The organism is Glycomyces sp. NPDC046736, from assembly GCF_040645615.1.
Taxonomy (GTDB): Bacteria; Actinomycetota; Actinomycetes; order Mycobacteriales; family Micromonosporaceae; genus Glycomyces.
Window position 1 is genome coordinate 95,615 of sequence record NZ_JBEYYO010000013.1, and the last position, 23,504, is coordinate 119,118.

Genomic DNA, 23,504 nt, shown 5'->3' on the forward strand with positions numbered 1-23,504 from the left:
GATCGATGACCGTCGCTGGAAGGAACTGCAGTCCTTCGCAAGTACCGCTTGACCGGTGTGGGGCTACTCCTTTCGGTCGAGGCGCCTTCGGTGGACCGCGGCGGCGGCGCCGGCGAGGCATCCGGCCATCGGCACGATCAACAGCCACAGTGCCCACGCGCTGGCCGCGAACACGATCAGGCCTCCTAGGAGGATCCCGGTCCCCGAGGGGTCTTCTCTGGTGTCGGCCAGTGCTTGGCTGAAGTTGGTGCGCCACTTCGTTGCCGGTGTCCAGGCGGCGCAGGCTCTGAGGAGGACGGTGGCGGCGAGGGCGGCGACGAGGAACGTCGCCAGGGCGAATCCGGGCCGGTAGGGGACGCTTTCTTGGGCGAGGACGGTCAGGTTGACCGCCAGGAGCGCTGCGGCGCCGATGAGGGCGAGGCCGACCGGCCAGGCGCTGCGCCACGCGGTGCGGTAGTCGCTCCAGAACAGCCGCCATGATGCCGCTTCGCCGTTGGTGTGGGCGTTGAGGTGCTTGGTGGCGGCGGCGAATGCGGCCGGGATCGTCACTACGGGAAGTGCGGCGAGGGTGATCCAGGTGCCGACCAGGAGGCATTCGGCGAAGAGCGCGAACCCTTCGCCGAATGCCCGGCGCCGGTCCCCGGCGGCGGTGGCCATCAGCCTTTGACTCCGGAGGTGGCGATCCCTTTGATGAGGAACTTCTGGAAGACCAGGAAGAACAGGACCACCGGGACCAGCGACAGGAGCGTCATGGCCATCATGCCGCCGTAGTTGGCGACGCCTTCGGAGTTGGCGTAGGACTGCAGGAGGCGCGGCAGGGGGAATTTCTCCATGTCGTAGAGGTAGATCAGGGGTCCCATGAAGTCGTTCCACGACCAGATGAACGTGAAGATCGAGGAGGTCACGATCGCCGGGCGCAGCAGCGGCAGCAGGATGGAGAAGAAGATCCGGAAGTGCCCGGCCCCGTCGATGGTCGCGGCCTGGTCGAGTTCACGCGGGATGCCGCGCAGGAACTGCATGAACAAGAACACGAAGAACGCGTCGAGGGCGAGGAACTTGCCGATGACCAGTGGCACATAGGTGTTGGTCAGGCCCAGTTCGGAGAAGATCAGGTATTGCGGGATGAGCATGACCTGGCCGGGCAGCAGGAGCGTGGCGATGACGATGCCGAGCATGAGGGTGCGGCCGGGGAACTTGAGCCGGGCCAAGGCGTAGGCGGTGATCGCCGAGGAGGCGACGGTGCCGATGACCGACAGGGCCGCGATGAGGAAGGAGTTCCAGAAGAACCGCCACAGCGGGATGCCGGCCAGGCCCTCGAAGGCGCCCGCGAAGTGCTCCCAGGTGACCTGCTGGGGCCACAGCGCGGTGTCGGTGATGATGTCGGCGTTGCCTTTGAGGGAGGCGGCGACGACCCACAGCAGGGGGTAGAGCACGACGGCGAGGACGGCGAGCATGGACAGGTGCCACACGAGTGATCTGACCCGCGTGGCGGGCCTCTTGCTCGGGGCCAGTGGGGCGGTGAGTTCGGCGCTCATCGTTGGTCCTCTCCGGCGTAGAAGACGAGTCCGCGGGCGGCGCGGAACATGATGACGGTGACGATGCCGACGGCTACGACGAGCAGCCAGGCGTAGGCCGAGGCGTAGCCCATGCGGAAGTCGGTGAACGCGAGGGTGTAGATGCGGACGGTGTAGAACAGGGTCGACCAAGCCGGGGTACCGGCTTCGCCGCCGATGATGTAGGCGGGGCCGAACAATTGGAAGGCACCGACGGTTTCCATCAGGACGTTGAAGAAGATCACCGGGGACAGCATCGGCAACGTGATGTGGACGAATTTCTTCCACTTGCTGGCGCCGTCGACATCAGCCGCCTCATAAAGCTCCTGCGGGACCTGCATGAGCCCGGCCAAGAAGATCACCATCGGCGCACCGAAACTCCAAACGGCCAGCAGCACGAGCATGAGAATCGACACCGAAGGGTTCCCCAGGAAACCCCCGCCCTCCCAACCGAACGCACTCATCAACCGATCCTGAGCCCCATCGTTACTGAACAAGGCCTTCCAGATCAAAGCGACACCCACGCTCATGGCGATGAGCGACGGCATGTAGAACGCGGCCCGATAGAACCCCATACCCCGCCGCTGCTGCGACAACAACATCGCGACCAACAGCGAAGCGACGAGTTTGACCGGAACGGCGACCAAGACGTACACGACGGTGACCTTGACCGCGCGAGCGAACATCGGGTCAGAGAAGATCGCGGTGTAATTGGCCGCCCCGACCCAACTACCGCCCCGGATGAGGTGGTAGTCGGTGAACGACAGATACAGCGACCAAGCCATGGGCCCGATCGTCAATACCGCGGTGCCGATGAGCCAAGGGACCATGAAGGTGTAACCGACCAGGCGCTCACCGCCGCGCACGGCCGAGGAGCGGCGCTTGGCCGCCCCTCGGCTCGGGCGCTGCGGTGGCGCGTCGGCCGCACCGGCCCGGCCCAGGCTCGGCGCGGTGGTGGGAGATGACGCTGACACGGCAGTTTCCTTCGTTATTGCTCGGCGGCCAAGAGGGTCTCGGCCTCGGTGAAGAACGTAGCGGCAGCCGCATCGGGCGCGAGCTCGCCGAACAGGACCTGCTCGTAGATCTCGCCGAACTTCACCTCGATGCCGCCGGTCGCCGCAGGCGGCGGCGGAGGCGGCGCGGTCAGGTACTGCTCCACACTCGCCTCATAGTCCAGGACCTGCTGCGCGATCGCATCGATCTCGACATTGTCACGCCCGACATTGGTAGCCGGGACGCCCCGGTTGGTACCGAGGATCGCGATCGCCTCGGGATCGGTGAGCAGGAAGTCGATGAGCTTCCCCGACTGCTCGGGATACTTCGTGGTCGCAGAGACGCACAACTGCATCGACGGCTTCAAATACAGCCCGAGATTGGTCGGATCCAGCGTCGGCGGCGCCGCCAGCGCCAACGTCCCGCCGTTCTCGGCCACCGTCGGCGAATACCAGGCCAGGAAATTGTCCCAACCGAGGTCGGCACCGACCGCGTCGAGGACGAACCCGTTCTCCGGAGCCCACTGAGAGGACACGTCGATCGGCGGGACATCCCCGGCCGCCTGCAAGTCCTGCGTCATCGACCACCAGGCCACCAGCGTGTCCTGATCGAAGTTGAGGGCCTTGCCGTCCTCGGTGTAGAAGCTGCCACCCTGCTGGCGCAGCCACAACTCCATGAAGTGGTACTGGCCCGCGTAGTCCCCGCCACCCCACTTGCCCTCATCGAGCGTCGCCGAGACGGTCGCGATCGACCGGTGGTAGTCCTCCCACGTGTAACCGGCCTCGAGGGTGACGCCGGCATCGCCCCACCAGTCGTCGCGATGGATCAGCCCGAGCGTGTTGCCCGCGATCGGCACGGCCACGAGCTCACCGTTCACATGCCCCGTGTCGAGGAAACCCTCGATGAAGTCAGAGGTGTCGACCACCCCTTCGAGCGGCAGCAGCAGCCCGTTGCCACCGAACTGCAGCAGCCGCGAGTAGTCCATGTTGAGCACGTCGGGCAGGTCCTTCGCGGCCATGCGCGTGGTCATCGACTCCCAGTAGGTCGGGAAGTCCGCGAAGTTCGTGCGGACCTTCACACCCACATTCTTCTCCTCGAACAAGTCGACGGCCTGCTGAGTGATCTCGGCGCGCGCCCCGTCGCCCCACCATTCGAAACTGATCTCGATCGGGTCGTCGGCCGTGCCCGCGGGACCGTCGCCCCCGCACGCGGCAGCGGCCGCCATGACGGCGGCGCCGGAGGCACCGGCGAGGAGGGAACGTCGCCGGAAACCGGAAGAGTGGCGGATCATCGTTGATTGCTCCTTCTTGATTGAGGGGTCCCACCGAAGCGGGCTGGATATATGCGATTCAGTTCGAATGCAACCGCGCAGCGGCCGCAACCCACGGGCCCTGAGACCCTTGGGGAGTGTGAAGTCTCGGCCGCGCCGAAGCCCGCGCCACCGCATGCCGGGCCTCGCTCCCTGGCGCGACGAGCCCGACCGCCTGGGCCTGAACCAGCGCATTGCCCAGCGCCGTGGCCTCATCGGGCCCAGCCCAAACCGACAGGCCAGTCGCATCAGCGGTGCGCTGGCACAACAAGTGGTTGTTCGCTCCCCCACCGACCAGATGCACCGCCGAAACCGCGATGTCGGTGAGACGCTCAAGGCCTTCGATCGCCCGCCGATGCGCCAAAGCGAGCGAATCCACCACGCACGCCGCGACCTCGACCGGACTTTCAGGAACCGGCTGACCGGTCTCGACGCAGAAGCCGCGAATGCGCTCGGGCATGTCCCCCGGCCCCGCGAACCGGGCGTCATCGGGATCGACCACCGACACCAAAGGCGGCAGCTTCGCAGCCCGGTCGAGCACCTCCCCCAAATCCACGTCCAGACCCTGGGCCCGCCAGGCATTGAACGATTCACTCAGCAGCCACAGCCCGGCCACGTTCCGCAGAAACCGCACCGACCCGTCAGCGCCACGCTCATTCGTATACCCCGCCTCACGCGCCGCCTCACCGGTGACCGGCGTATCGCGTTCGATACCGACCAGCGACCAAGTCCCACAGGAGATGAACGCGCTGGCGGTGTGCTGGTAGGGAATGGCGGCGATGGCGGCGGCGGTGTCGTGGCTGGCCGTCGCGACGACGTTCGTGTTCGGGGCCAGGCCGGTGGCGGCGGTGATCTCGGGCAGGACCGGGCCGAGGATGGCACCGGTGGCCGTGATCGGCCCGAGCAGGTCGGGGGCGAGGCCGGGTATCCACGTGTGCGTCTGGAGGTCGACCAGGCCGGTGGTGGAGGCGTTGGTGGCCTCCCAGGCCATGACTCCCGACAGCCAGTAGGAGCACAGGTCCGGCATCAGCAGCAGACGCTTCGCCGCCGTGAGAGTCTCGGGACTTTCGGCGGCGAGTTGGAACACGGTGTTGAACGGCTGCGACTGGATCCCGGTGCGCGCGAACAACGCCTGTTCGTCATGCTCGGCCAGGAACTCCTTGCGCGCGGCGCTGTTGCGGGCGTCCCGGTAGGACACCGGGTTGGCGATCAGGTGCCCTTCGGCGTCGAGGAGCCCGTAGTCGACCGCCCACGAATCCACCCCGACCGACACCGCATCCCCCACGGCCCGCAAGCCGTCGAGGATGCCTGACCATAGGCCGAGCACGTCCCAGTACAAGCGCCCCCGTACCGGCACCGCCCGGTTCGCAAACCGCGCCACCTGCACCAGATCAACGCGGCCGTCGTGGACGCGCGCGGCCATGACCCGTCCCGACGACGCCCCCAGATCGACCGCAGCCACCACACTCATCGCAAGAACCCCTGAGGATTGCCCGAATCCACCGGAATGTGCACCCCGGTGGTCAGCCCCAGATCCGGGCCGACCAGCGCGAACACCGCATCGGCGACCGACGAGGGCAGCACCTCGCGTCCCAGGAGCGTCCGGCCCGCGTAATACCGACCCAGCTCGGACTCCTCGACCCCGTAGACGGCGGCCCTCTCAGCGCCCCAGCCACCGGCGAAGATCCCCGACCCGCGCACCACCCCGTCCGGGTTCACGCCGTTGACACGAATCCCGTGCGCCCCGAGCTCAGCGGCGAGCAGGCGCACCTGATGCGCCTGATCGGCCTTCGTCGCCGAGTACGCGATGTTGTTCGGACCGGCGAACACCGAGTTCTTCGAAGCGATGTAGACGATGTCCCCACCCAGGCCCTGATCGACCATGACCTGCGCGGCCTCACGCGAGACCAGGAACGAACCCTTCGCCATCACGTCATGCTGGAGATCCCAATCCGCGGCCGTGGTCTCCAAGAGCGGCTTCGACAACGACAACCCCGCGTTGTTCACCACCAGGTCGACGCCGCCGAAGGCCACCACCGCCGCCGCCAACGCTTCCTTGATCGAAGCCTCATCGGTGACATCACACGCCACCCCGAGCGCCACATCGGCCCCGCCGATCTCCGCCGCAGCCGCCTCGGCTTTCGCCTCGTCGAGGTCGGCGATCACCACACACGCGCCCTCGCTCGCCAGCCGCGCGGCAGTCGCCTTCCCGATCCCACCAGCCGCGCCGGTCACGAACGCGATGCGCCCGGCCAGGGCCTTCGGCGCCGGCATGCGTTGGAGTTTCGCCTCTTCAAGGGACCAGTACTCGATGCGGAACTTCTCGGACTCGTCGATCGGCGTATAGGTCGAGAGCGCCTCGGCGCCGCGCATCACGTTGATCGCGTTCACATAGAACTCGCCCGCGACGCGCGCGGTCTGCTTGTTCTGCCCGAAGGAGAACATCCCGACCCCGGGGACGAGGACGATCGCCGGGTCGGCGCCGCGCATCGCCGGCGAATCGGCCTCGGCGTAGCGCTCGTAATAGGCCTGATAGTCGGCCCGGTAGGCCGCGTGCGCCTCCTTGAGGTGAGCGATAACCTCCGGCAATGGCGCCCCAGGCGACGTACGCACGACAAGAGGCCGGACCTTGGTGCGCAGGAAATGATCGGGACACGACGTGCCCAACGCGGCCAGATCGAACAACCGCTCCGAGGACAGAAACTCAAGCACCGCAGGGTCATCGGTGAAGTGCCCGACCTGGCGCCGATCGGTCGACGCCAGCCCCCGGATCACCGGCCCCAGCGCCGCCGCACGCGCGACCCGATCCCCCGCATCGAGCGGGGCCTGCTCGGCGACGGCAGCACCGAACGGCGCCGCCTTCCCATGCTCGGCGATATACGCCGCACAGCCACGGATGATCTCCAGCGAGTTCGCCTCGCACTCATCAGACGTCGCACCCCATGCGGTGATCCCGTGACCGCCGAGAATGCACCCGATGGCCTGCGGGTTCGCCGCCTGTACCGCCGCGATGTCCAACCCCAACTGGAATCCGGGACGGCGCCAATCCACCCACACCACCCGGCCTGCGAAACACGCTTCAGTCAACGCCGGCCCATCAGCCGCGGTCGCGAACGCGATCCCCGAATCCGGATGCAGATGATCCACATGCGCCGCCTCGACCAGGCCGTGCATGGCCGTATCGATCGACGGCGCGGCCCCGCCCCGCCCGTGCAGGCAGTAGTCGAACCGGCCGACCATCTCGTCTTCGGTATCGACCCCCGGATAGGCGCCGGCCATGGCCCGCAACCGGTCCAGGCGCAGCACCGCCAAGCCTTGCTCGGTGAGCGTCCCCAGGTCCCCGCCGGAGCCCTTGACCCACAACAGTTCGACGTCCTCGCCGGTCACCGGATCGGTGCCGGTGCCTTTGGCGGAGGTGTTCCCGCCGGCGAAGTTCGTGTTCCGCTTGTCGGCACCGAGCCGGTTGGACCGGGCGATGAGTTCGGCGCTGGTCATCTAGGCCCCCCATCCGGCGGCGGTGCCGCCCAGGCGGTCGGCGGTGACGTGTTCGGTGTAGCCCGAGGCCGCGTAGGCGCGCATCGGGTCGGGATCGAGTCCTTGTTCTTCGCGCAGTTCGGCCAGGAGGGGGCGGACGTCGGTGTTGTAGGCGTCCATGAGGACGGCGTTCGCGCCGAGCACGTCGCCTGCGGCTTGGGCCTTGGCGAGGGCGTCGCGGTCGACCAGGAGTGCTTTGGCGGTGGCTTCTTGGACGTTCATGACCGACCTGATCTGGCCGGGGATCTTCGCTTCGATGTTGTGGCACTGGTCGAGCATGTAGGCGATGCCTGAACCTGGCTCGAGCGCGTCGTGGGAGGCGAGTTCGCAGAGGATGCGGAAGAGTTGGAACGGGTCGGCGGCGCCGACCATGAGGTCGTCGTCGGCGTAGAACCGCGAGTTGAAGTCGAACCCGCCGAGTTTCCCTTCCCGCAGGAGGACCGCGACGATGAACTCGATGTTGGTGCCCGGCGCGTGGTGGCCGGTGTCGATGACGACCTTTGCCTTGGGGCCCAAGCGGAGGGTGTGGGCGTAGGCGGTGCCCCAGTCGGGGACGTCGGTGGTGTAGAACGCCGGCTCGAACAGCTTGTACTCCAAAAGGAGCCTCTGGCCCTCGCCCAGGCGGGCGTAGACCTCGTCGAGGACGGCGGCGAGGCGGTCCTGGCGGGCGGTGATGGAGTCTTGGCCGGGGTAGTTGGTGCCGTCGGCGAACCAGAGTTTGAGGTCGGCAGAGCCGGTGGCGTCCATGATGTCGACGCATTCGAGCAGGTGGTCGGTGGCTTTGCGCCGCACGGCCGGGTCGGGGTGGCACACGGACCCGAGCCGGTAGTCGTCGTCTTGGAAGGTGTTGGCGTTGATGGTGCCGATGCCGATGCCGAGGTCCTCGGCGCGGGAGGTGAGGGCGGCGTAGTCGTCGACCTTGTCCCAGGGGATGTGGAGGGCGACGGTGCCGGCGGCGCCGGTGTGGCGGTGGACTTGGGCGGCGTCGGCGAGTTTCTCGAAGGGGTCGCGGGGGACGCCGGGCTGGGGGAAGACCTTGAAGCGGGTGCCGGAGTTGCCGAACGCCCAGGAGGGCAGTTCGATGCTCTGTGCGGCGAGGACGCGCTTGACGTGGGTGGCGCTCATCGGCGGGCTCCTTCGGCAGCGGCGGCCAGTTGGGTCTCCAGGTTGAACACTTCGGGCAGGACGCGGAACGCATCGTCGGCGGACGTCTCGTCTTCGAAGAACGGCGCCATCTCCGCTTGCCAGCGGGTGTTGACCTCGGTATCGGCCATGCGGGCGCGGGCGGCGTCGAAGTCGTCGGTCTCCAGGTAGCCGACGAGGAGGCCGTCGTCTGCCAGGAACAGCGAGTAGTTGCGCCATCCGGCGTCCTGGAGGGCGGTGAGCATGTCGGGCCAGACCTGGGCGTGCCGCTCGCGGTATTCGGCGATGCGTTCGGGTTTGACGCGGAGCGTGAAGCACACGCGGGTGTGCGGCGGTCCTGCCTGTGGTGCCGTCGTCACGTAGGTGCCTCCTGAGGCGGGGACGCGGTGTGTTGCCACCACGTTTTTGAATCGTTTCATGAGTAGGTTTCGATAAGTTAGAACGTGGAGTACGCGGTTGTCAAGGTGCGGCCACCATCTTTTTCGAACACGGTTCGGTATATGCTCCTCTGGTTCGCCCTCCGGTGTTGAACCGTTTCAAACCGATTTCGGAGGGCCCCACCGCCCCTGGTGTTCCCGATAGACTTCGTGAGGTGACGATGAGCACTACCAGCATGAAGGATGTGGCCCGCGCGGCGGGCGTGTCGGTGGGCACGGTCTCGAATGTGCTCAATCGGCCCGATGCGGTGGCCGAGGAGACGCGGGCGCGGGTGCTGGCCGCGATCGCCGAGTTGGGGTATGTGCGCAATGATTCGGCGCGGCAGTTGCGGGCGGGGCGTTCGCGCAACGTCGCGGTGGTGGTGCTGGACGTGGCGAACCCGTTCTTCACCGATGTGGTGCGCGGGGCCGAGCCGCTGATCGAATCGGCCGGGGGCGTGGTGACCGTGTGCGATTCGGGTGAGGATGTGGGCCGCGAGCGGCGGCATCTGGAGATCCTGGAGGAGCAGCGGGTGCTGGGCCTGTTGATCACGCCGGTGGACGATTCGTCGGCGTCGTGGATCGAACGCCTTGCCGGGCATGACATTCCGGTGGTGCTGGTCGACCGGGGGGCGGGACGGCACCCGTACTGCTCGGTGGCGGTGGACGACGTGCACGGCGGGCGCCTGGCGGCCGCGCATCTGGCTGAGCGCGGGCATCGGCGGATCGCTTTCGTGGGGGGTCCGGCGTCGATTCCGCAGGTGGCCGATCGTCTGGCCGGGTGCCGACAGGTCTGCGAGGAGTCCGGTGTGGACCTGGAGGTGCTGGCGACCCCGGGGCTGAACGTGGCGGCCGGCCGGGAGGCGGTCGAGGCGATGCTGGCGCGCCCCGAGCGGCCTACGGCGGTGTTCTGCGCGAACGATCTGGTGGCCCTTGGCGCGCTGCAAGGGCTGACGATGCACGGGGTGAAGGTGCCCCAGGAATGCGCGATCGTCGGTTACGACGACATCGACTTCGCCGCCGCGGCGGCGGTGCCGCTGTCGTCGGTGCGCCAGCCCCGGGCGCAACTGGGCCGCACGGCCGCGCAGCTGCTGTTCGATGAGATCAGTGAGGGCCAGGGGCACACGCATCGCAACGTGGTGTTCCAGCCCGAGCTGGTGGCGCGGGCGTCGACCGCTTGATACACCGATCACTGTAACGGTAAAGTCCCCTGGTGGGAGCCGCGGAGGGCTCTGGTAGCGTCAGCGCGCACCGGGCCCACGAGGGCTCAAGTGACCGTTCACATCGAGTTTTTCCGGAGGCGATCATGGCCGACCACCACCGCGCACGCATCGAATTCGACCCCCGCTTCACTGTCGCCGAAGTCCCCGACCGCCTCTTCGGCTCCTTCGTCGAACACCTCGGCCGCTGCGTCTACACCGGCATCTACGAACCCGACCACCCCACCGCCACCCCCGAGGGCCTGCGCGGCGACGTCCTCGACCTCATCGCCGAACTCGGCCCCACGATGATCCGCTACCCCGGCGGCAACTACGTCTCCGGGCACCGCTGGGAAGACGGCATCGGCCCCAAACAGGACCGTCCCCGCCGCCTCGACCTCGCCTGGCGCACCACCGAGACCAACCAGTTCGGACTCGGCGAGTTCATCACCTTCTGCCGCACCGTCGGCGTCGAACCCAACATGGCCCTCAACCTCGGAACCCGAGGCCTCGAAGAGGCCCTCGACCTCCTCGAATACGCCAACCACCCCGGCGGCACCCATTGGTCGGACCTGCGCCGCTCCCACGGCCACGCCGAGCCCTTCGACATCAAGCTGTGGTGCCTGGGCAACGAGATGGACGGCCCCTGGCAGATCGGCCAGCGCACCGCCACCGAGTACGGCCGCATCGCCGACCAGACGGCCCGCGCCATGCGCATGATCGACCCCGGCCTCGACCTCGTCGCCTGCGGCTCCTCTTCCCGCGCCATGCCCACCTTCGGTGCCTGGGAGGCCGAAGTCCTCGCCCAGTCCTACGAATCGGTCGACTACATCTCCGCCCACGCCTACTACCAGCCCCACGGCGGCGACCTGGCCTCGTTCATGGCCAGCGCCCAGGACATGGAGCTGTTCATCGACGGCGTGATCGCCACCGCCGACGCCGTGGGCGCGAAGCTCAAGAGCGACAAGAAGATCAACATCGCCTTCGACGAGTGGAACGTCTGGTATCAGGACGCGCCCGCACCGGAGCAGGCTGAGCCGTGGCCGGTCGCACCCCGCCAGCTCGAAGACGTCTACTCGGCGATGGACGCCGTGGTGTTCGGGTCGCTGCTGATCACGCTGCTGCGCCGCTGCGACCGGGTCACCGCCGCCTGCCTCGCCCAATTGGTCAACGTGATCGCCCCGATCATGACCGAACCGGGCGGCCCGGCTTGGCGCCAGACCACGTTCTATCCCTTCGCCGAGGCCTCGGCGCACGGCCGCGGGACCGTCCTGGGCGTCAACGCGGACGCTCCGGTGCTGGACACCGCGAAGTACGGGGAGGTGCCGGCGCTGCACTCGGTGGCCGTGGCGAACGAGGACGGCACGATCACGGTGTTCGCGGTCAACCGCGACCTCGAATCCCCGCTTTCGCTGGAGATCGACGCGGCGACGCTGCCCGCGTTCACCGATGTGGCGGTCTCGACATTGACCGACGCCGACCCGCACGCGAAGAACACCCTCGCCGAGCCCGAGCGCGTCACCCCCGCCGTCAACAAGGAAGTGACGGTGAAGGAAGGTCTCATCACGGTCGAGTTGCCGCCGATGAGCTGGAACACCATCCGCATCGCCTAGGCGCACAACGAGTCCGGGCCCGCAGCTGTGCTGCGGGCCCGAACTCGTCGCCTGCTATTGGGCGAAGGTGTCGGCCATGTCGTAGAACGCTACGGCCGCAGCCTTGTCGCCCTCGACGGTCACCGCCTCGACCGAGGTCCGCCGCCACAACCAAAGCAGCACCTCATGCGCCGAACCAGACACGGTCGCCCGCGCCTTCGAAGTGAGGCCGTCGGTCACATCAATGCCTTCAGGGGTCACTGACACGGTCCATGCCCGGCCCTCGGTCGCAAATCCGATCGACAGGCCGTCGTTGGCTTCCAGGACCCCGCCCACCCATTCGCGGTAGGCCCGACTCCCCCAGGCCATCATGACTTCGAAGAACTCGTCCACGCCATCGGCGGCCAGCGCCCCATCCGCGACCGTCACCGGCAGTCCGGCGGCTTGCTCGGCGTCCACTCGGTGGATCAATGTCTCCTGCGCCATGCGACGAATCCAGAAACCGGTCGTCTGATCCGGCCCGTACCACGTGTACGACAGCGTCTCCGGACCCCGGGCCGCGAACTCGCCGAGCAGCTCGGCCAGGGCGTCATCGAAACGCGCCTCGACATCTCCCTGGCGCACCGGCAGATCCGCTTCGACCGGTTCCCGCAACAGCCGCATCGACGCCACCTTGTCGTCGTACACCTCCACCACATGGTCGACCAGACCCGTCACGTCCCAATCCGGGCAGCACGGCACCACCGCCTTCGGATCGGCGGCCAATACGGCGGACTTGAAACGGGCGGCCTCAGCGACCAGATGCGAGTGCAACACGGGGAAATCCATGCCGCGATCCTGCCACGCACCCCCGACGCTCACCCCACGTGGGCCCGCCAGCCGCCTTCCTCGGTGATGTCGACTCCGGTCGGTGTGTTGGCGGTGAAGCCGGTGGTCCAGGTGCCGTCGGCCAGTTCGAGGGGGCCGAGGGTCATGGGGGCGGGGAGCGCATGGAGGAAGGTGCCGAGGGCGGCCCGGGAGAGGAGCCAGCGTTCGCCGGGCAGGTTCGTGCCGCGTTCGTCGCGGACGAGGAAGGGTTTGGGGACGGTGGTGTCGAGGGCGTACATGCGGTAGGCCGCCGCGGTGGTGATCTCGCCGTCGTAGCGGGCGCCGAGGTCGGTGAGTTGGCGGTTGAGGGGCATGCCTTTCATGTGGGCGCCGAAGACGACCAGTTCGGTATCGGCGGGGGCGAACAGGGGGGCGGGGACGCCGAGGTAGCGGGCGGCGAGGTCGATCGCGACTTGGTCGGCGAAGGCGGGGGTGATGACCGAGACGCCGAAGTGCTTGGTGCCCGCTCGTCCGGCGGGGACGGCGACGGCGGCCATGTCGAGGAGGTTCACGAAGTTGGTGTAGGTGCCCATGAGGGCGTTGAGGCCGATCGGGTCGGCCCCGACTTCGGCGATCGTGGGGTGGCGGGGCGCGGTGGGGAGCACCAGGGCGTCGAAGTCGGCCAGGAGTGCGGCCGCTTTGGTGCGGGCTGCGCGCAGGCGCTGCTGGTCGAAGGCGAGGTCGGCGCCGCTGAATTTGCCTGCGGCTCTGACGATCGCGGCGACGGTGGGGTCGGCGTCGGCCGGGAGGGTGTCGAGGTGGGCGCCGAACGCGGCGTAGCGTTCGGCCAGGAGCGCGCCCTCGTAGAGCAGGAGTGCGGCGTCCAGGAGCGGCCTGGCATCGAAGGGGACGAGGTCGGCGCCGGCGGCGGCGAACGCTTCCAGCGCTTTGGTCCACAGTGGTGTGAAGTCGGGGTCGAGGGCGGCCAGGTTCGCCTCGATCGGGACGGCCAGGCGCGGGCGCGGCGGCGCGGCGAGGTGGAGGTGGGCGGGCCAGGGCCGCCAGGCCGGGTCTGCTGAGGTCGGTGGGGACATGACGCGCATCGTCTCGGCCGCGAGCGCGAGGTCGGGCGCGAACACGGTCAGGCAGTCGTAGGAAGGCGAGGCGGGCACGACCCCGTCGACCGGGATCACCCCGAGGGTCGCTTTCAATCCCACGATGCCGCCCAGGGCCGCGGGAACGCGTCCCGACCCGGCGGTGTCGGTGCCGAGCGCGAAGTCCACGATCCCCAAGGCGACGGCCACGGCCGAACCGGATGAGGACCCGCCGGAGATCAGGTCGGGGTCGGCGGCGGACCGGACGGCCCCGTAGGGGCTGCGGGTGCCGACCAAGCCGGTCGCGAACTGGTCGAGGTTGGTCTTCCCGATGCAGATCGCGCCCGCTTCCTGGAGCCGGACGACCGCTGAGGCGCTGCTTTCGGGGGTGTACGCGTAGGAGGGGCAGGCCGCCGTGGTCGCGAACCGCTCCCCCTCCGGGCTGGGGCCGAGGTCGATGTTGTCCTTGACGGCGAACAGCAGCCCCGCGAGCGGCAGGCTCGGATCGGTGCGGCCCGCCTCGGCCAGGACATGTGTCTTGTCGCGCAGGGCGATCCAGATCTCCGGCCGGGCCACTTCGGCGATCCGCGCATAGGCGGCCTCGACTCGGGTCCGTATGGATGCTGCGCTCACAGTGCTCCTCGCCTCGTTCACTTGGTGCCGCCGATGACCAGCAGCGGCGCGCCGGGGGCGACCTGGTCGCCGGGCGCGGCGAGCACGCGCGCCACCGTCCCGGACGCAGGGCAGGCTACCGGCATCTCCAGTTTCATCGCCTCCAAGACCACCACCGTGTCCCCGGCGGTGACCGTGTCGCCTTCGCTGACGTCCAGGCGCCACACGCTCGCGGCCATCGGCGCCTCCACCAGTACCTCACCGGGAGCGAGCGGGACCGTGGCGTCGCCGTGCGGGGCCGGTTCGGTGTGGTCGCGGTCGAACTCCCCGGCCGCGGCCCAGCGGGCGCGTTCGGCCTCGAACGCGGCGGCTTGGCGGGTACGGAACGCCTCGATCTCGGACGCGTTGTCGCGCAGCAGCCGCCGGTAGTCGGCGAACGCGAACTCGCCCTCGCGGATGTCGATCTCGGCCCGCCCGGCCGCGAGCTCGCGGCGCCGCTCGGCCAGCTCGTCCTCGGTGACGCGCTCGAACACCACCCGGTCGAAGAACCGCAGCAGCCACGGAAGGTCGTCTTTGAACGAGGGCAGGTCCCGCAGCCCTGACCAGATCGGCGCCGTCCGCCCCACCAGCTGGTACCCGCCGGGTGAATCCATTCCGTAGATGCACATGTACGACCCGCCGATACCTACGGTCCCCTCGGCCGTCCATGTCCTCGCCGGGTTGTACTTCGTGGTGACCAGGCGGTGCCTCGGATCGATCGGCACCGCCGCCGGAGCGCCCAGATACACATCGCCCAAGCCCAGCACGAGCCACTCGGCGGCCGTGGCCAGCTCGGCGACGTCCTCGATCCGGTCGAGCCCGTTGATGCGGCGGATGAACTCGATGTTCGAAGGATTGAACAGCGCGTCGTCGCGCACATTGGTCGTATAGCGGGCGATCGCCTCATCGACGACCGCGTCGTTCCACGAGATCGGCAACCGCACCTGACGCGAGGGCACCACCATGTCCTCGATGTCGGGCAGATCCGCCTCCAACTCCACCAACAGGCCCGTGAGCGCCCGGATCGGGAGTACGTCGGGGTCGACGTGCAAATGGAGGGACCGCACGCCGGGCGTGGTGTCGATCAGACCCGCCGGGGCGGCCTCGGCCAGCGCCGACATGAGCGCCCCGACCCGCATCCGCAGGCCCAGGTCGAGCTGCATCGGACCGTATTCGAGCAGCACCGCGTCATCCCCGGCCCGCCGATAGGCCACCGCCGGACGGTCGCCGTCCGCCTCGATCACAGCGAGCGTGGCCGCATCCTCAGCAGCCCGCGGCAACGGCACGGGCGCGGCGATCGGGTTGGCGCGCAGCCGGTCGGCTTCAGCCTCGGCCACGGGCACGAACCGGACGGTGTCGCCGGGGCGCAACTGCCCGAGCTTCCACCGATCCGACGAGGTCACCGTGAACGGACACGCGAACCCGCCCAGGCTCGGCCCGTCCGGGCCCAACAATGCCGGAGTGTCCCCGGTGAAGTTCACCGTCCCCACCGAATACGGATTGTCGTGCAGGTTCGAAGGGTGCAGCCCCGCTTCACCGCCGTCACGCCTCGCCCATTCGGGGCGCGGCCCGTCCAGACGCACCCCCGAACGCCCCGCATGGACCTGCACCGTCCAGGACGCGTCGTAGATCCGCTCCATGTCCCGCTGCGTGAAGTAATGCGGCGCCGGCTGCGGCCCGGGGGTGACCGCGAGCGCCCAGTCGTGGCCGAACACGGGCCGGTCCTCAACAAGGATCGCAGTGGCGGGGGCTTCGGCGAGGACCGGAACGAGCCGGTCCCCCACCCGCAGCTGGTCGCCGGTGTAGCCGCCGATGCGCCCGGGCGGGAACGTCGAAGCCGAACCGAGAAACGTCGGAACGTCAAGGCCCCCTTGGAACAGCACATACGCGCGAGCGCCCGCGCCTGCGATCTGCCCGATGTCGAGGACCCCGCCGGCGGGTACCCGGACCGGCTCCCACTGCGCCACCGGCACCCCGTCGAGGACGACCGGTACCGGTGCGCCGGTCACGCACACCGTGACCGGGACGCTGAACCGCAGACTCGGCCCCGCGATCGTGCACTCCAGACCCGGCAGACCTTCGTCATTGCCCAGAGCGCGGTTGCCCAGGCGAAACGACAGGTCGTCCATCGGCCCCGACGGCGGCACCCCCACCTGCCAGTGCCCGATCCGGCCCGGGAAGTCCTGCACCGTGGTCAGCACCCCCGCCGCCAGCACGTCGATCCGCGGCGACGCGTCCCTGATCGAAGCGACCGTCCCCGTGTCATGGGCGACCGCCGCCACCCGCGCATCGACCGCCGCGGCCCGCAACTGCCCCAGGTTCGTGTGGACGCCCTCGATCCTGGTCTCGTCCAACGCTTCAGCCAGCGCCGCCCACGCCTGCTCACGGGTCTCGCCGCCGGTGATGATCTTCGCCAGCATCGGGTCGTAGACCGCAGGCACCTCCAGGCCCCGCTCGATCCACGTGTCCACCCGGGCACTCTCAGGGAAGTCCACACAGGTCAAGAGCCCGGCCGAAGGCAGGTGGTCGCGCGCGGGGTCCTCGGCGTACACCCGCGCCTCCACCGCTGCCCCGATCACCGCCGGACCCGAATCCGGAATCTCGTCGAGGAACCCGGTGTCCCCAGCGGCGGCGCGGATCATCCACTCCACCAAGTCGATCCCCAGAATCCGCTCGGTCACCGGATGCTCGACCTGCAACCGTGTGTTGAACTCCAGGAACGACGCCTCCTCACGCTCGGCGTCGTAGATGAACTCCACCGTCCCCGCCGAACGATACGAAGCCGAAGCCGCCAAAGCCCTTGCGGCACTGTGCATCCCCTCGCGTACGGCTTCCGGGAGATGCGGCGCGGGGGCCTCCTCGACGACCTTCTGATGGCGCCGCTGCAACGTGCAGTCCCGGTCCGCAAGGCTCACCACCCGGCCCAGACCGTCGCCGAACACCTGCACCTCCACATGCCGCGCCCGCCGCACGAACCGCTCCAAGTACACCGCGTCGTCCCCGAAATTGTCGGCCGCCAACCGCCGCACCGAAGCGAACACCTCGGCCAGTTCCGCAGCGTCGTTCGCCACGCGCATCCCGATACCCCCGCCACCGGCCGAAGCCTTCACGATCACCGGGAACCCGATCCCCGAGGCCGCCTCCACAGCCGCATCGACCGAACCGAGCGCCCCGGTCCCCGCAGCGAGCGGCACCCCGGCCGCGGCCGCAGCCTCGCGCGCGGTCACCTTGTCCCCGAACAACTCCAGATGCTCCGGACTCGGCCCGACGAACACCAGACCCGCCTCGGCCACCCGCCGCGCGAACTCCGCGTTCTCGGCCAAGAACCCGTACCCCGGATGCACCGCCTGCGCACCCGAATCCTTCGCCGCCGACAAGATCGCGTCCACGTTCAGATACGACTGCGCCGGAGCGGCCGGGCCCACGCACACCGCCACATCCGCCTCCCGCACATGCAACGACGCCGCATCCGCCTCCGAATACACCGCCACCGCCCGCGCACCCAACCGATGCGCCGAACGCGCGATCCGCCGCGCGATCTCGCCGCGATTGGCGATCAGGATTCGCTCGAACACCACAGGACCCACTTCCGATAAGAGAGATTAAGGACGGACCGCGTTCGCCAGATGCGCCCACGTCAAAGCCGCCTCCGCACGACCCACCACCACCGACCGCGACGTCTCGATATGCCCGGCCAAGATCGCCGTCGCCTCCGCGAACCGACCCTCAAGCGCCCCTTCGGCGATCGCGATGTGCTCGGCGATCGTCGCCGCCATCCGCTCGGCGGTGAAGTAGTCGAACATCCGCGCGGGCCTGATCTTGTTGTTGACGACCTTCAACGCCTCGGCGAGCTGCGCGTTGCCCGAGGACGCCAGGAGGGTCAGGTGGTAGCGCTCGTCGGCGTCGACCATCCCCGCGCCCGGTTCGGGCGGGGCCGCCCGCAGCGCGTACCAGCGGTCGAGCTCGGGGCCGAGGAGGTCCCGGTCGTGGCGCACCTCCGGGTCGGCCGCGGCGCGGGCCAGGCCGCGCAGTTCGAGCGTGAGGCGCACTTCGTAGAGCTCGTTGAGCTGCGCGATGTGGGGCCGGTACGGATAGAGGCCGTCGACCTCGCGCGAGACCAGGCCGTCGGCGGCCAGGCGGCTCAGCGCTTCGCGCACCGGGGTGCGCGAGACGCCGTAGTTCCCGGCCAGTCGCTCCTCGCCGAGGCGCTTGCCCGGCTCGTACCGGCCGGCCATGAGGTCGGCGCGCAGCGCCACGTAGACACGCGCCGCGAGCGGCTCGTTCGATTCGGGCAGTGGACTGAAGCTCATATCGACAGCGCCTCCCGCACCCGCGTCTCGGCGCCCGAACCGGTCGCGCCCTCGGAGGCCACACGGCCCGACCGCAGCACGGTGTAGCGGCTCGCGGCCTGCAACGCGAACCCGAGATGCTGCTCGACCAGCAGCACCGACAGACCACCCGCAGCGAGATCCACAATGGTCGACTCGATCTCGGCGACCACGTTCGGCTGGATGCCCTCGGTCGGCTCGTCGAGGATGAGCAGCCGCGGCTCGGTGATCAGCGCCCGCGCGATCGCGAGCTGCTGCCGCTGCCCGCCCGAGAGCAGCCCGGCCTGGCGGCCAAGAAGCGGCCGCAGCGCCGGGAAGCGGTCGAGCTGCTCGTCGACGAGGACCTTGCCGCGCTTGCGTCCGTCGGCGACCAGGCGCAGGTTCTCCCCCGTGCTCAAATGCGCGAAGCACTGCTGGCCTTGGGGCACATAGGCCATCCCCGCTTTGACGCGCCGGTTCGCGGCCTTGCCGGTGACGTCCTCGCCGTCGAAGGTGACGGTGCCTCGCATGGCCGGGAGGAGGCCTACCACCGCGCGCAGCAGCGTGGTCTTCCCGGCCCCGTTGTGGCCCATGACCGCCACGACCTCGTCGGCCCCGACTTCGAGGTCGACATTATGGACGACCGCGGAGCGGCCGTAGCCGCAGCTCACGTCATGCAGTCGCAGCATCGGCGGTCTCCTTCTCCGTGGTGCCGAGGTAGACCTCCTGGACGCGGGCGTCCCCGGCGACCTGTTCGACCGAACCGGAGGCGAGCACCGCCCCGGCGTGCAGCACGGTCACGCGCGAGGCGAACGCCCGCATGAAGTCCATGTCGTGCTCGACCACCGCCACGGCCCGGTCGGCCGCGATGTCGTGGAGCAGGCGGCCGGTGGTCTCGCGCTCGTCCGGGCCCATCCCTGCGATCGGCTCGTCCAACAGCAGCACGTCGGCGTCGCCGACCAGGAGCATCCCGATCTCCAGCCACTGCTTCTGGCCGTGCGCGAGGATCCCCGCCGGAGTGTCGGCGTGCGCGGCCAGGCCGATGCGGTCCATCGTGTCCACCACGCCCTCGGGCAGGTGACGGCGGCGCCGCAGCAGCGACCACGCAGAGCGCCCGGCCCCCGCGGCGATGTCGAGGTTCTGCGCGACCGTGAGGTTCTCGAACACCGCCGCGGTCTGGAAGGTCCGGCCGATCCCGGCCCGCGCGATGTGGTGGACCTTCCGTCCGCGCAACTCCACGCCGTCCTTGACGACCGAACCGGAGTACTTCACCAACCCGGTGATCGCATCCACCAGCGTGGTCTTCCCGGCCCCGTTCGGACCGATCAGGAAATGGACCTCGCCGAGGGCGAGGGAGAGATCGACCCCCGCGACGGCCCTGAAACCGTCGAAGTCGACTTCGATCTGCTTGCAGGTCAAGACGCTCATGCGGCGGCCTCCACAGTGACTGGCTGGGTTCGGGACCTCTTGGCGACGGCGGCGATCGAGGCGATCCCGCCGGGGAGCAAAGCGATGACGACGATGAACAGCAGCCCCTGCGCGTACGTCCACGCCGACGGGAACTGCTCCGAGAGCGCGGTCTGCGCCCACGCCACCGCCAGAGCGCCGACGACCGGGCCGATCAGGCTCGCCCGGCCCCCGATCGCCACGCCGAGGATGAACATGATGGACGGCACGATCCCGATGCTCGCCGGGGAGATGATCCCCACGATCGGCACGAACACCGCGCCCGCGACCGACGCGAACAAGGCGGCGACGGCGTATGCCACGACCTTCACGTTCGCCGCGTCGTACCCCAGGAACCGCACCCGCTCCTCGGCGTCGCGCACCGCGACCAGGAGCTCCCCGTACCGCGAACGGCGCAGCTGCAACGCGATCGCGACCACGGCCAGCAGCACCGCCGCGGCGATGAAGTACAGCATCTGCTGGTTCACCGGATCGGCCAGCGTGAACCCGAAGAAGTACCGGAACCGGCTCAGCCCGTTGAACCCGCCGAGCGACTGCTGCCCGATCAGGAGGATCGCGAACGCCCCCGCCAGCGCCTGCGACAGGATCGCGAAGTACGCGCCCTTGACGCGCCGCTTGAACACCGCGAACCCCAGCAGCACCGCGAAGGCGGTGGGCAGGACCAGGATCGCCGCGATCGTGAACGCCGGGGACGCGAACGGCGCCCAGTACGCGGGCACCTCGCGGATCCCGGCGAGCATCATGAAGTCCGGGACCGCGCCCGGGCCGCCCTCGAACGCCGCGTCGGCCATCTTCAGGTGCATCGCCATCAGGTAGGCGCCCATCCCGAAGAACACGCCCTGCCCGAGCGTGAGCATCCCGCCCCGGCCCCAGGCCAGCCCGATCCCGACCGCCACGATCGCGTAGCACAGGAACTGCGCCAGGAGGCCGAGCCGGAACCCCGAGAGCACCAACGGCGCGAGACCGAACAGGACTAGAGCGGCCGCGGCGAACCCGGTCCAAGTGCCGGTGCGGGTCTGAAGGAAACGTGTCATGCGAGGCTCCTGGTCCGAAGCGTGAACAGCCCCTGCGGGCGAAGCTGGAGGAACACCACGATCACCACGAACACCCCGACCTTCGCCAGTGAAGCGGTCGAATAGGTCTCGAACACCGCCTGCATCGCACCCAGCGCCACGGCCGCGACCACCGCGCCCTTGATGCGGCCCAGGCCCCCGGCGACCACCACCAGGAACGCGTCCACCAGGTACGACTGGCCGGTGGTCGGACTCGTCGAGCCGATGAGCGTCAACGCCACCCCGGCCACGCCCGCCAGGCCCGAACCGATGAAGAACGTGGCCGCGTCCACCCGGCGCGAGGAGATCCCGGCCGTCTCGGCCAGGTCCCGGTTGCCGACCACGGCCCGGATGCGCCGCCCCGCGGGCGTGAACCGCAGCACCAGCGCCACGACCGTCACCGCCAGGACCGCGAGCGCCATGATGAACAGGCGCGTCTTGGGGACCGTGGTCCCCAAGAGGTCCACCCCGCCCCGCAGCGCCTCGGGAACGGTCACGTTCACCGCCGGAGCGCCGAAGGCGTCCCGCGCCGCCTGCTGGAGCAGGAGGCCGACCCCGAACGTCACCAGCAGCGTGTCCAGCGGCCGGTGGTAGAGACGCCGCAGCAGCAGCGCCTCCAGCAGCAGGCCCATGAGCCCGCCGACGGCGAAACCGATCGGCAGGGCGATCAGGAGGGAGACCCCGGCGTCCCCCACGACCTGCTGCGTCACGTACGCCGTGTAGCAGCCGGCCATGATGAACTCGCCGTGCGCCATGTTGATCACGCCCATCTGACCGAACGTGAGCGACAGGCCAAGCGCCGCCAGGAGCAGGATCGAACCCGTGCTCAGACCCGTGAACAACTGCCCTACGAACAGATCCATCGCATCCCCTTCCTGATCGCCCGCACCGCTACTCGGTCACCGAGAGATCGGCGGCCCAGTCGTAGCCCTCCAGGAACGGGTCGGGCTCGATCGCGCCCTCGGACTCCCACACCGTGTAGAGCAGCCCGTCGGCGCTGATCTCCCCGATGCGCGCGGTCTTGGTCACGTGGTGGTTGTCCCCGTCGATGACCACGGTCCCCTCAGGACTCTCGAACGAGACCCCGTCCGCGGCCGCCTGCACGTCGGCCACCGCGAACGACTCGGCCTTCTCCACCGTCGCCGCCCACAGGTGCACCGAGTTGTAGGCCGCCTCCATCGGGTCGGACGTGACGCGGTCGGACCCGTACTCGGCCTTGAACGCCGCCACGAACGCCTCGTTCGCCGCAGACTCCACCGTCTGGTAGTAGTTCCAGGCCGCCAACTGGCCCTCGATGTTCTCGATCCCGATGCCGCCGACCTCTTCTTCGGCGATGGACACGCTCATGACCGGCATGTCCTCGGCGGTCAGGCCCACATTCGCGTACTCGCGGAAGAACGCCACGTTCGAGTCGCCGTTGAGCGTGTTGAACACCGCGTCGGCGTCGGCGGACTTGACCTGGTTGACGATCGTGGAGAACTCGGTCGACCCGAGCGTCACGTAGTCCTCCCCGAGGACCTCGATCCCGTGCGCCTCGGCGTAGGCGTTGATGATCGCGTTCGCCGTACGCGGGAAGACGTAGTCCGAGCCCACGAGGTACAGCGACTTCACGCCGGTCTCGGCGAGGTAGTCCAGCGCGGGGATGATCTGCTGGTTGGTGGTCGCGCCGGTGTAGAAGATGTTCTCGCTGGCTTCGAGGCCCTCGTACTGGACCGGGTAGTACAGCAGCGAGTCGTTGTCCTCGAACACCGGGAGCATGGCCTTGCGGGAGGCGGAGGTCCAGCCGCCGAAGACCGCGGCCACGCAGTCCTCGCGGATGAGCTTCTCGGCCTTCTCGGCGAAGACGGTCGGTTCGGACGCGCCGTCCTCGGCGACGATCTCGATCTCCTTGCCGAGGACGCCGCCGGCGGCGTTGATCTCCTCGACGGCGAGGTAGATCGCGTCGCGCACGGTGGTCTCGGAGATCGCCATGGTGCCGGAGAGGGAGTTGAGCGCGCCGACCTTGACCGCGTCGCCCGAGGTGTCCACGCAGGACTCGGCGGCGACGGTCTCCTCACCGGCCCGCGCGCCGCAGGCGGCGGTGGCGAGGAGCCCGGTGACGGCGGCGGTGGCGGCGAGGGCCCGAAGGGCTCGCGTGCCGGGGGTGTAGCGGTGTGGCATGTGGCAGAAGGCCTTTCGCAGAGGAGCGTCCCGGCGCTGCGACCGGGCGGCCAGGGCCGCCCGCGCAAAGGGGTACCGGGTCTGCTTGGGGAACACCGCCGCAGCTCGCGGCGGTGTACGGGCGCGTATACAGCGTCGTATCCGCTCTGAGTACAAGCTAAGAGCGCCGTGTTTCGCCGCCGTTCACGTCGCGCACAGCCGCATGAACTGTGATTGCGGGTCCGTAA

At 68.9% G+C, this 23,504-nt stretch carries 19 protein-coding genes; 2 read left to right on the forward strand and 17 right to left on the reverse strand.

Going from position 1 to position 23,504, the window contains the following annotated elements:
• Positions 1-63: 63 nt before the first annotated feature.
• From AB0B28_RS14470 to AB0B28_RS14505, 8 genes are read right to left on the reverse strand one after another with little or no spacing between them, the layout of a single operon-like run.
• The gene (locus AB0B28_RS14470; protein WP_360120849.1) at positions 64-657 is read right to left on the reverse strand and encodes a DUF624 domain-containing protein; all 594 of its coding nucleotides are present in this window, start codon (positions 655-657) and stop codon (positions 64-66) included.
• Positions 657-1,535 carry a carbohydrate ABC transporter permease gene (locus tag AB0B28_RS14475; RefSeq protein ID WP_360120851.1) on the reverse strand — a complete coding sequence of 293 codons (879 nt, stop codon included), beginning with the start codon at positions 1,533-1,535 and terminating at the stop codon, positions 657-659. The genes AB0B28_RS14470 and AB0B28_RS14475 overlap by 1 nt, the downstream gene beginning before the upstream one ends.
• On the reverse strand, positions 1,532-2,527 hold the full coding sequence (locus AB0B28_RS14480; protein ID WP_360120853.1) for a sugar ABC transporter permease: 996 nt from the start codon (positions 2,525-2,527) through the stop codon (positions 1,532-1,534). Before AB0B28_RS14480 ends, AB0B28_RS14475 begins: the two co-directional genes overlap by 4 nt.
• Positions 2,528-2,541: 14 nt before the next feature.
• Positions 2,542-3,837: an extracellular solute-binding protein gene (locus AB0B28_RS14485; protein WP_360120855.1), complete on the reverse strand. Its 1,296-nt coding sequence runs from the start codon at positions 3,835-3,837 to the stop codon at positions 2,542-2,544.
• Between the two features lie 58 nt (positions 3,838-3,895).
• Positions 3,896-5,326, reverse strand: a complete 1,431-nt coding sequence (locus AB0B28_RS14490; protein WP_360120857.1) for a rhamnulokinase family protein — start codon at positions 5,324-5,326, stop codon at positions 3,896-3,898.
• Positions 5,323-7,350 carry a bifunctional aldolase/short-chain dehydrogenase gene (locus AB0B28_RS14495; protein ID WP_360120859.1) on the reverse strand — a complete coding sequence of 676 codons (2,028 nt, stop codon included), beginning with the start codon at positions 7,348-7,350 and terminating at the stop codon, positions 5,323-5,325. Before AB0B28_RS14495 ends, AB0B28_RS14490 begins: the two co-directional genes overlap by 4 nt.
• Positions 7,351-8,514 carry an L-rhamnose isomerase gene (gene rhaI, locus AB0B28_RS14500; protein WP_360120861.1) on the reverse strand — a complete coding sequence of 388 codons (1,164 nt, stop codon included), beginning with the start codon at positions 8,512-8,514 and terminating at the stop codon, positions 7,351-7,353.
• On the reverse strand, positions 8,511-8,852 hold the full coding sequence (locus AB0B28_RS14505) for an L-rhamnose mutarotase (RefSeq protein WP_360120960.1): 342 nt from the start codon (positions 8,850-8,852) through the stop codon (positions 8,511-8,513). Before AB0B28_RS14505 ends, rhaI begins: the two co-directional genes overlap by 4 nt.
• Positions 8,853-9,130: 278 nt before the next feature.
• Here AB0B28_RS14505 and AB0B28_RS14510 point away from each other — a divergent pair, with 278 nt between their 5' ends.
• Entirely contained in the window at positions 9,131-10,129 is a 999-nt protein-coding gene (locus tag AB0B28_RS14510) for a LacI family DNA-binding transcriptional regulator (RefSeq protein WP_360120863.1), read from the forward strand.
• 125 nt (positions 10,130-10,254) lie between these two features.
• A complete protein-coding gene (locus AB0B28_RS14515) occupies positions 10,255-11,760 on the forward strand; it encodes an alpha-N-arabinofuranosidase (protein WP_360120865.1) in 1,506 nt (501 codons plus the stop codon).
• Positions 11,761-11,814: 54 nt separating this feature from the next.
• Here the strand turns inward: AB0B28_RS14515 and AB0B28_RS14520 are convergent, their stop codons facing one another.
• From AB0B28_RS14520 to urtA, 9 genes are read right to left on the reverse strand one after another with little or no spacing between them, the layout of a single operon-like run.
• Positions 11,815-12,567, reverse strand: coding sequence for a maleylpyruvate isomerase family mycothiol-dependent enzyme (locus tag AB0B28_RS14520; RefSeq protein WP_360120867.1), 753 nt, complete (start codon positions 12,565-12,567; stop codon positions 11,815-11,817).
• A 29-nt stretch (positions 12,568-12,596) separates the two neighbouring features.
• A complete protein-coding gene (atzF, locus tag AB0B28_RS14525) occupies positions 12,597-14,294 on the reverse strand; it encodes an allophanate hydrolase (RefSeq protein WP_360120869.1) in 1,698 nt (565 codons plus the stop codon).
• Positions 14,291-17,866, reverse strand: coding sequence for an urea carboxylase (gene uca, locus AB0B28_RS14530; protein WP_360120871.1), 3,576 nt, complete (start codon positions 17,864-17,866; stop codon positions 14,291-14,293). The genes atzF and uca overlap by 4 nt, the downstream gene beginning before the upstream one ends.
• A gap of 27 nt (positions 17,867-17,893) precedes the next feature.
• The gene (locus AB0B28_RS14535) at positions 17,894-18,601 is read right to left on the reverse strand and encodes a GntR family transcriptional regulator (RefSeq protein ID WP_360120873.1); all 708 of its coding nucleotides are present in this window, start codon (positions 18,599-18,601) and stop codon (positions 17,894-17,896) included.
• Entirely contained in the window at positions 18,598-19,287 is a 690-nt protein-coding gene (urtE, locus tag AB0B28_RS14540; RefSeq protein ID WP_360120875.1) for an urea ABC transporter ATP-binding subunit UrtE, read from the reverse strand. Before urtE ends, AB0B28_RS14535 begins: the two co-directional genes overlap by 4 nt.
• Positions 19,271-20,026: an urea ABC transporter ATP-binding protein UrtD gene (urtD, locus tag AB0B28_RS14545; protein ID WP_360120877.1), complete on the reverse strand. Its 756-nt coding sequence runs from the start codon at positions 20,024-20,026 to the stop codon at positions 19,271-19,273. The genes urtE and urtD overlap by 17 nt, the downstream gene beginning before the upstream one ends.
• Positions 20,023-21,099 (reverse strand): urea ABC transporter permease subunit UrtC, encoded by a 1,077-nt coding sequence (urtC, locus tag AB0B28_RS14550; protein WP_360120879.1) that lies wholly within the window; start codon positions 21,097-21,099, stop codon positions 20,023-20,025. Before urtC ends, urtD begins: the two co-directional genes overlap by 4 nt.
• Positions 21,096-21,980 (reverse strand): urea ABC transporter permease subunit UrtB, encoded by an 885-nt coding sequence (urtB, locus tag AB0B28_RS14555; RefSeq protein ID WP_360120882.1) that lies wholly within the window; start codon positions 21,978-21,980, stop codon positions 21,096-21,098. The genes urtC and urtB overlap by 4 nt, the downstream gene beginning before the upstream one ends.
• A gap of 28 nt (positions 21,981-22,008) precedes the next feature.
• Positions 22,009-23,277 (reverse strand): urea ABC transporter substrate-binding protein, encoded by a 1,269-nt coding sequence (gene urtA / locus AB0B28_RS14560; protein ID WP_360120884.1) that lies wholly within the window; start codon positions 23,275-23,277, stop codon positions 22,009-22,011.
• Positions 23,278-23,504 lie beyond the last annotated feature (227 nt).

Bases quoted from the DNA above. Each gene is read 5' to 3' on its own strand.
- urtA (WP_360120884.1), bottom strand. From the start codon at position 23,277: ATGCCACACCGCTACACCCCCGGCACGCGAGCCCTTCGGGCCCTCGCC.
- AB0B28_RS14535 (WP_360120873.1), bottom strand. From the start codon at position 18,601: ATGAGCTTCAGTCCACTGCCCGAATCGAACGAGCCGCTCGCGGCGCGT.
- AB0B28_RS14495 (WP_360120859.1), bottom strand. From the start codon at position 7,350: ATGACCAGCGCCGAACTCATCGCCCGGTCCAACCGGCTCGGTGCCGAC.
- AB0B28_RS14490 (WP_360120857.1), bottom strand. From the start codon at position 5,326: ATGAGTGTGGTGGCTGCGGTCGATCTGGGGGCGTCGTCGGGACGGGTC.
- AB0B28_RS14475 (WP_360120851.1), bottom strand. From the start codon at position 1,535: ATGAGCGCCGAACTCACCGCCCCACTGGCCCCGAGCAAGAGGCCCGCC.
- AB0B28_RS14520 (WP_360120867.1), bottom strand. From the start codon at position 12,567: ATGGATTTCCCCGTGTTGCACTCGCATCTGGTCGCTGAGGCCGCCCGT.
- urtD (WP_360120877.1), bottom strand. From the start codon at position 20,026: ATGAGCGTCTTGACCTGCAAGCAGATCGAAGTCGACTTCGACGGTTTC.
- AB0B28_RS14515 (WP_360120865.1), top strand. From the start codon at position 10,255: ATGGCCGACCACCACCGCGCACGCATCGAATTCGACCCCCGCTTCACT.
- urtC (WP_360120879.1), bottom strand. From the start codon at position 21,099: ATGACACGTTTCCTTCAGACCCGCACCGGCACTTGGACCGGGTTCGCC.
- rhaI (WP_360120861.1), bottom strand. From the start codon at position 8,514: ATGAGCGCCACCCACGTCAAGCGCGTCCTCGCCGCACAGAGCATCGAA.
- AB0B28_RS14510 (WP_360120863.1), top strand. From the start codon at position 9,131: ATGAGCACTACCAGCATGAAGGATGTGGCCCGCGCGGCGGGCGTGTCG.
- AB0B28_RS14485 (WP_360120855.1), bottom strand. From the start codon at position 3,837: ATGATCCGCCACTCTTCCGGTTTCCGGCGACGTTCCCTCCTCGCCGGT.
- AB0B28_RS14470 (WP_360120849.1), bottom strand. From the start codon at position 657: ATGGCCACCGCCGCCGGGGACCGGCGCCGGGCATTCGGCGAAGGGTTC.
- urtB (WP_360120882.1), bottom strand. From the start codon at position 21,980: ATGGATCTGTTCGTAGGGCAGTTGTTCACGGGTCTGAGCACGGGTTCG.
- urtE (WP_360120875.1), bottom strand. From the start codon at position 19,287: ATGCTGCGACTGCATGACGTGAGCTGCGGCTACGGCCGCTCCGCGGTC.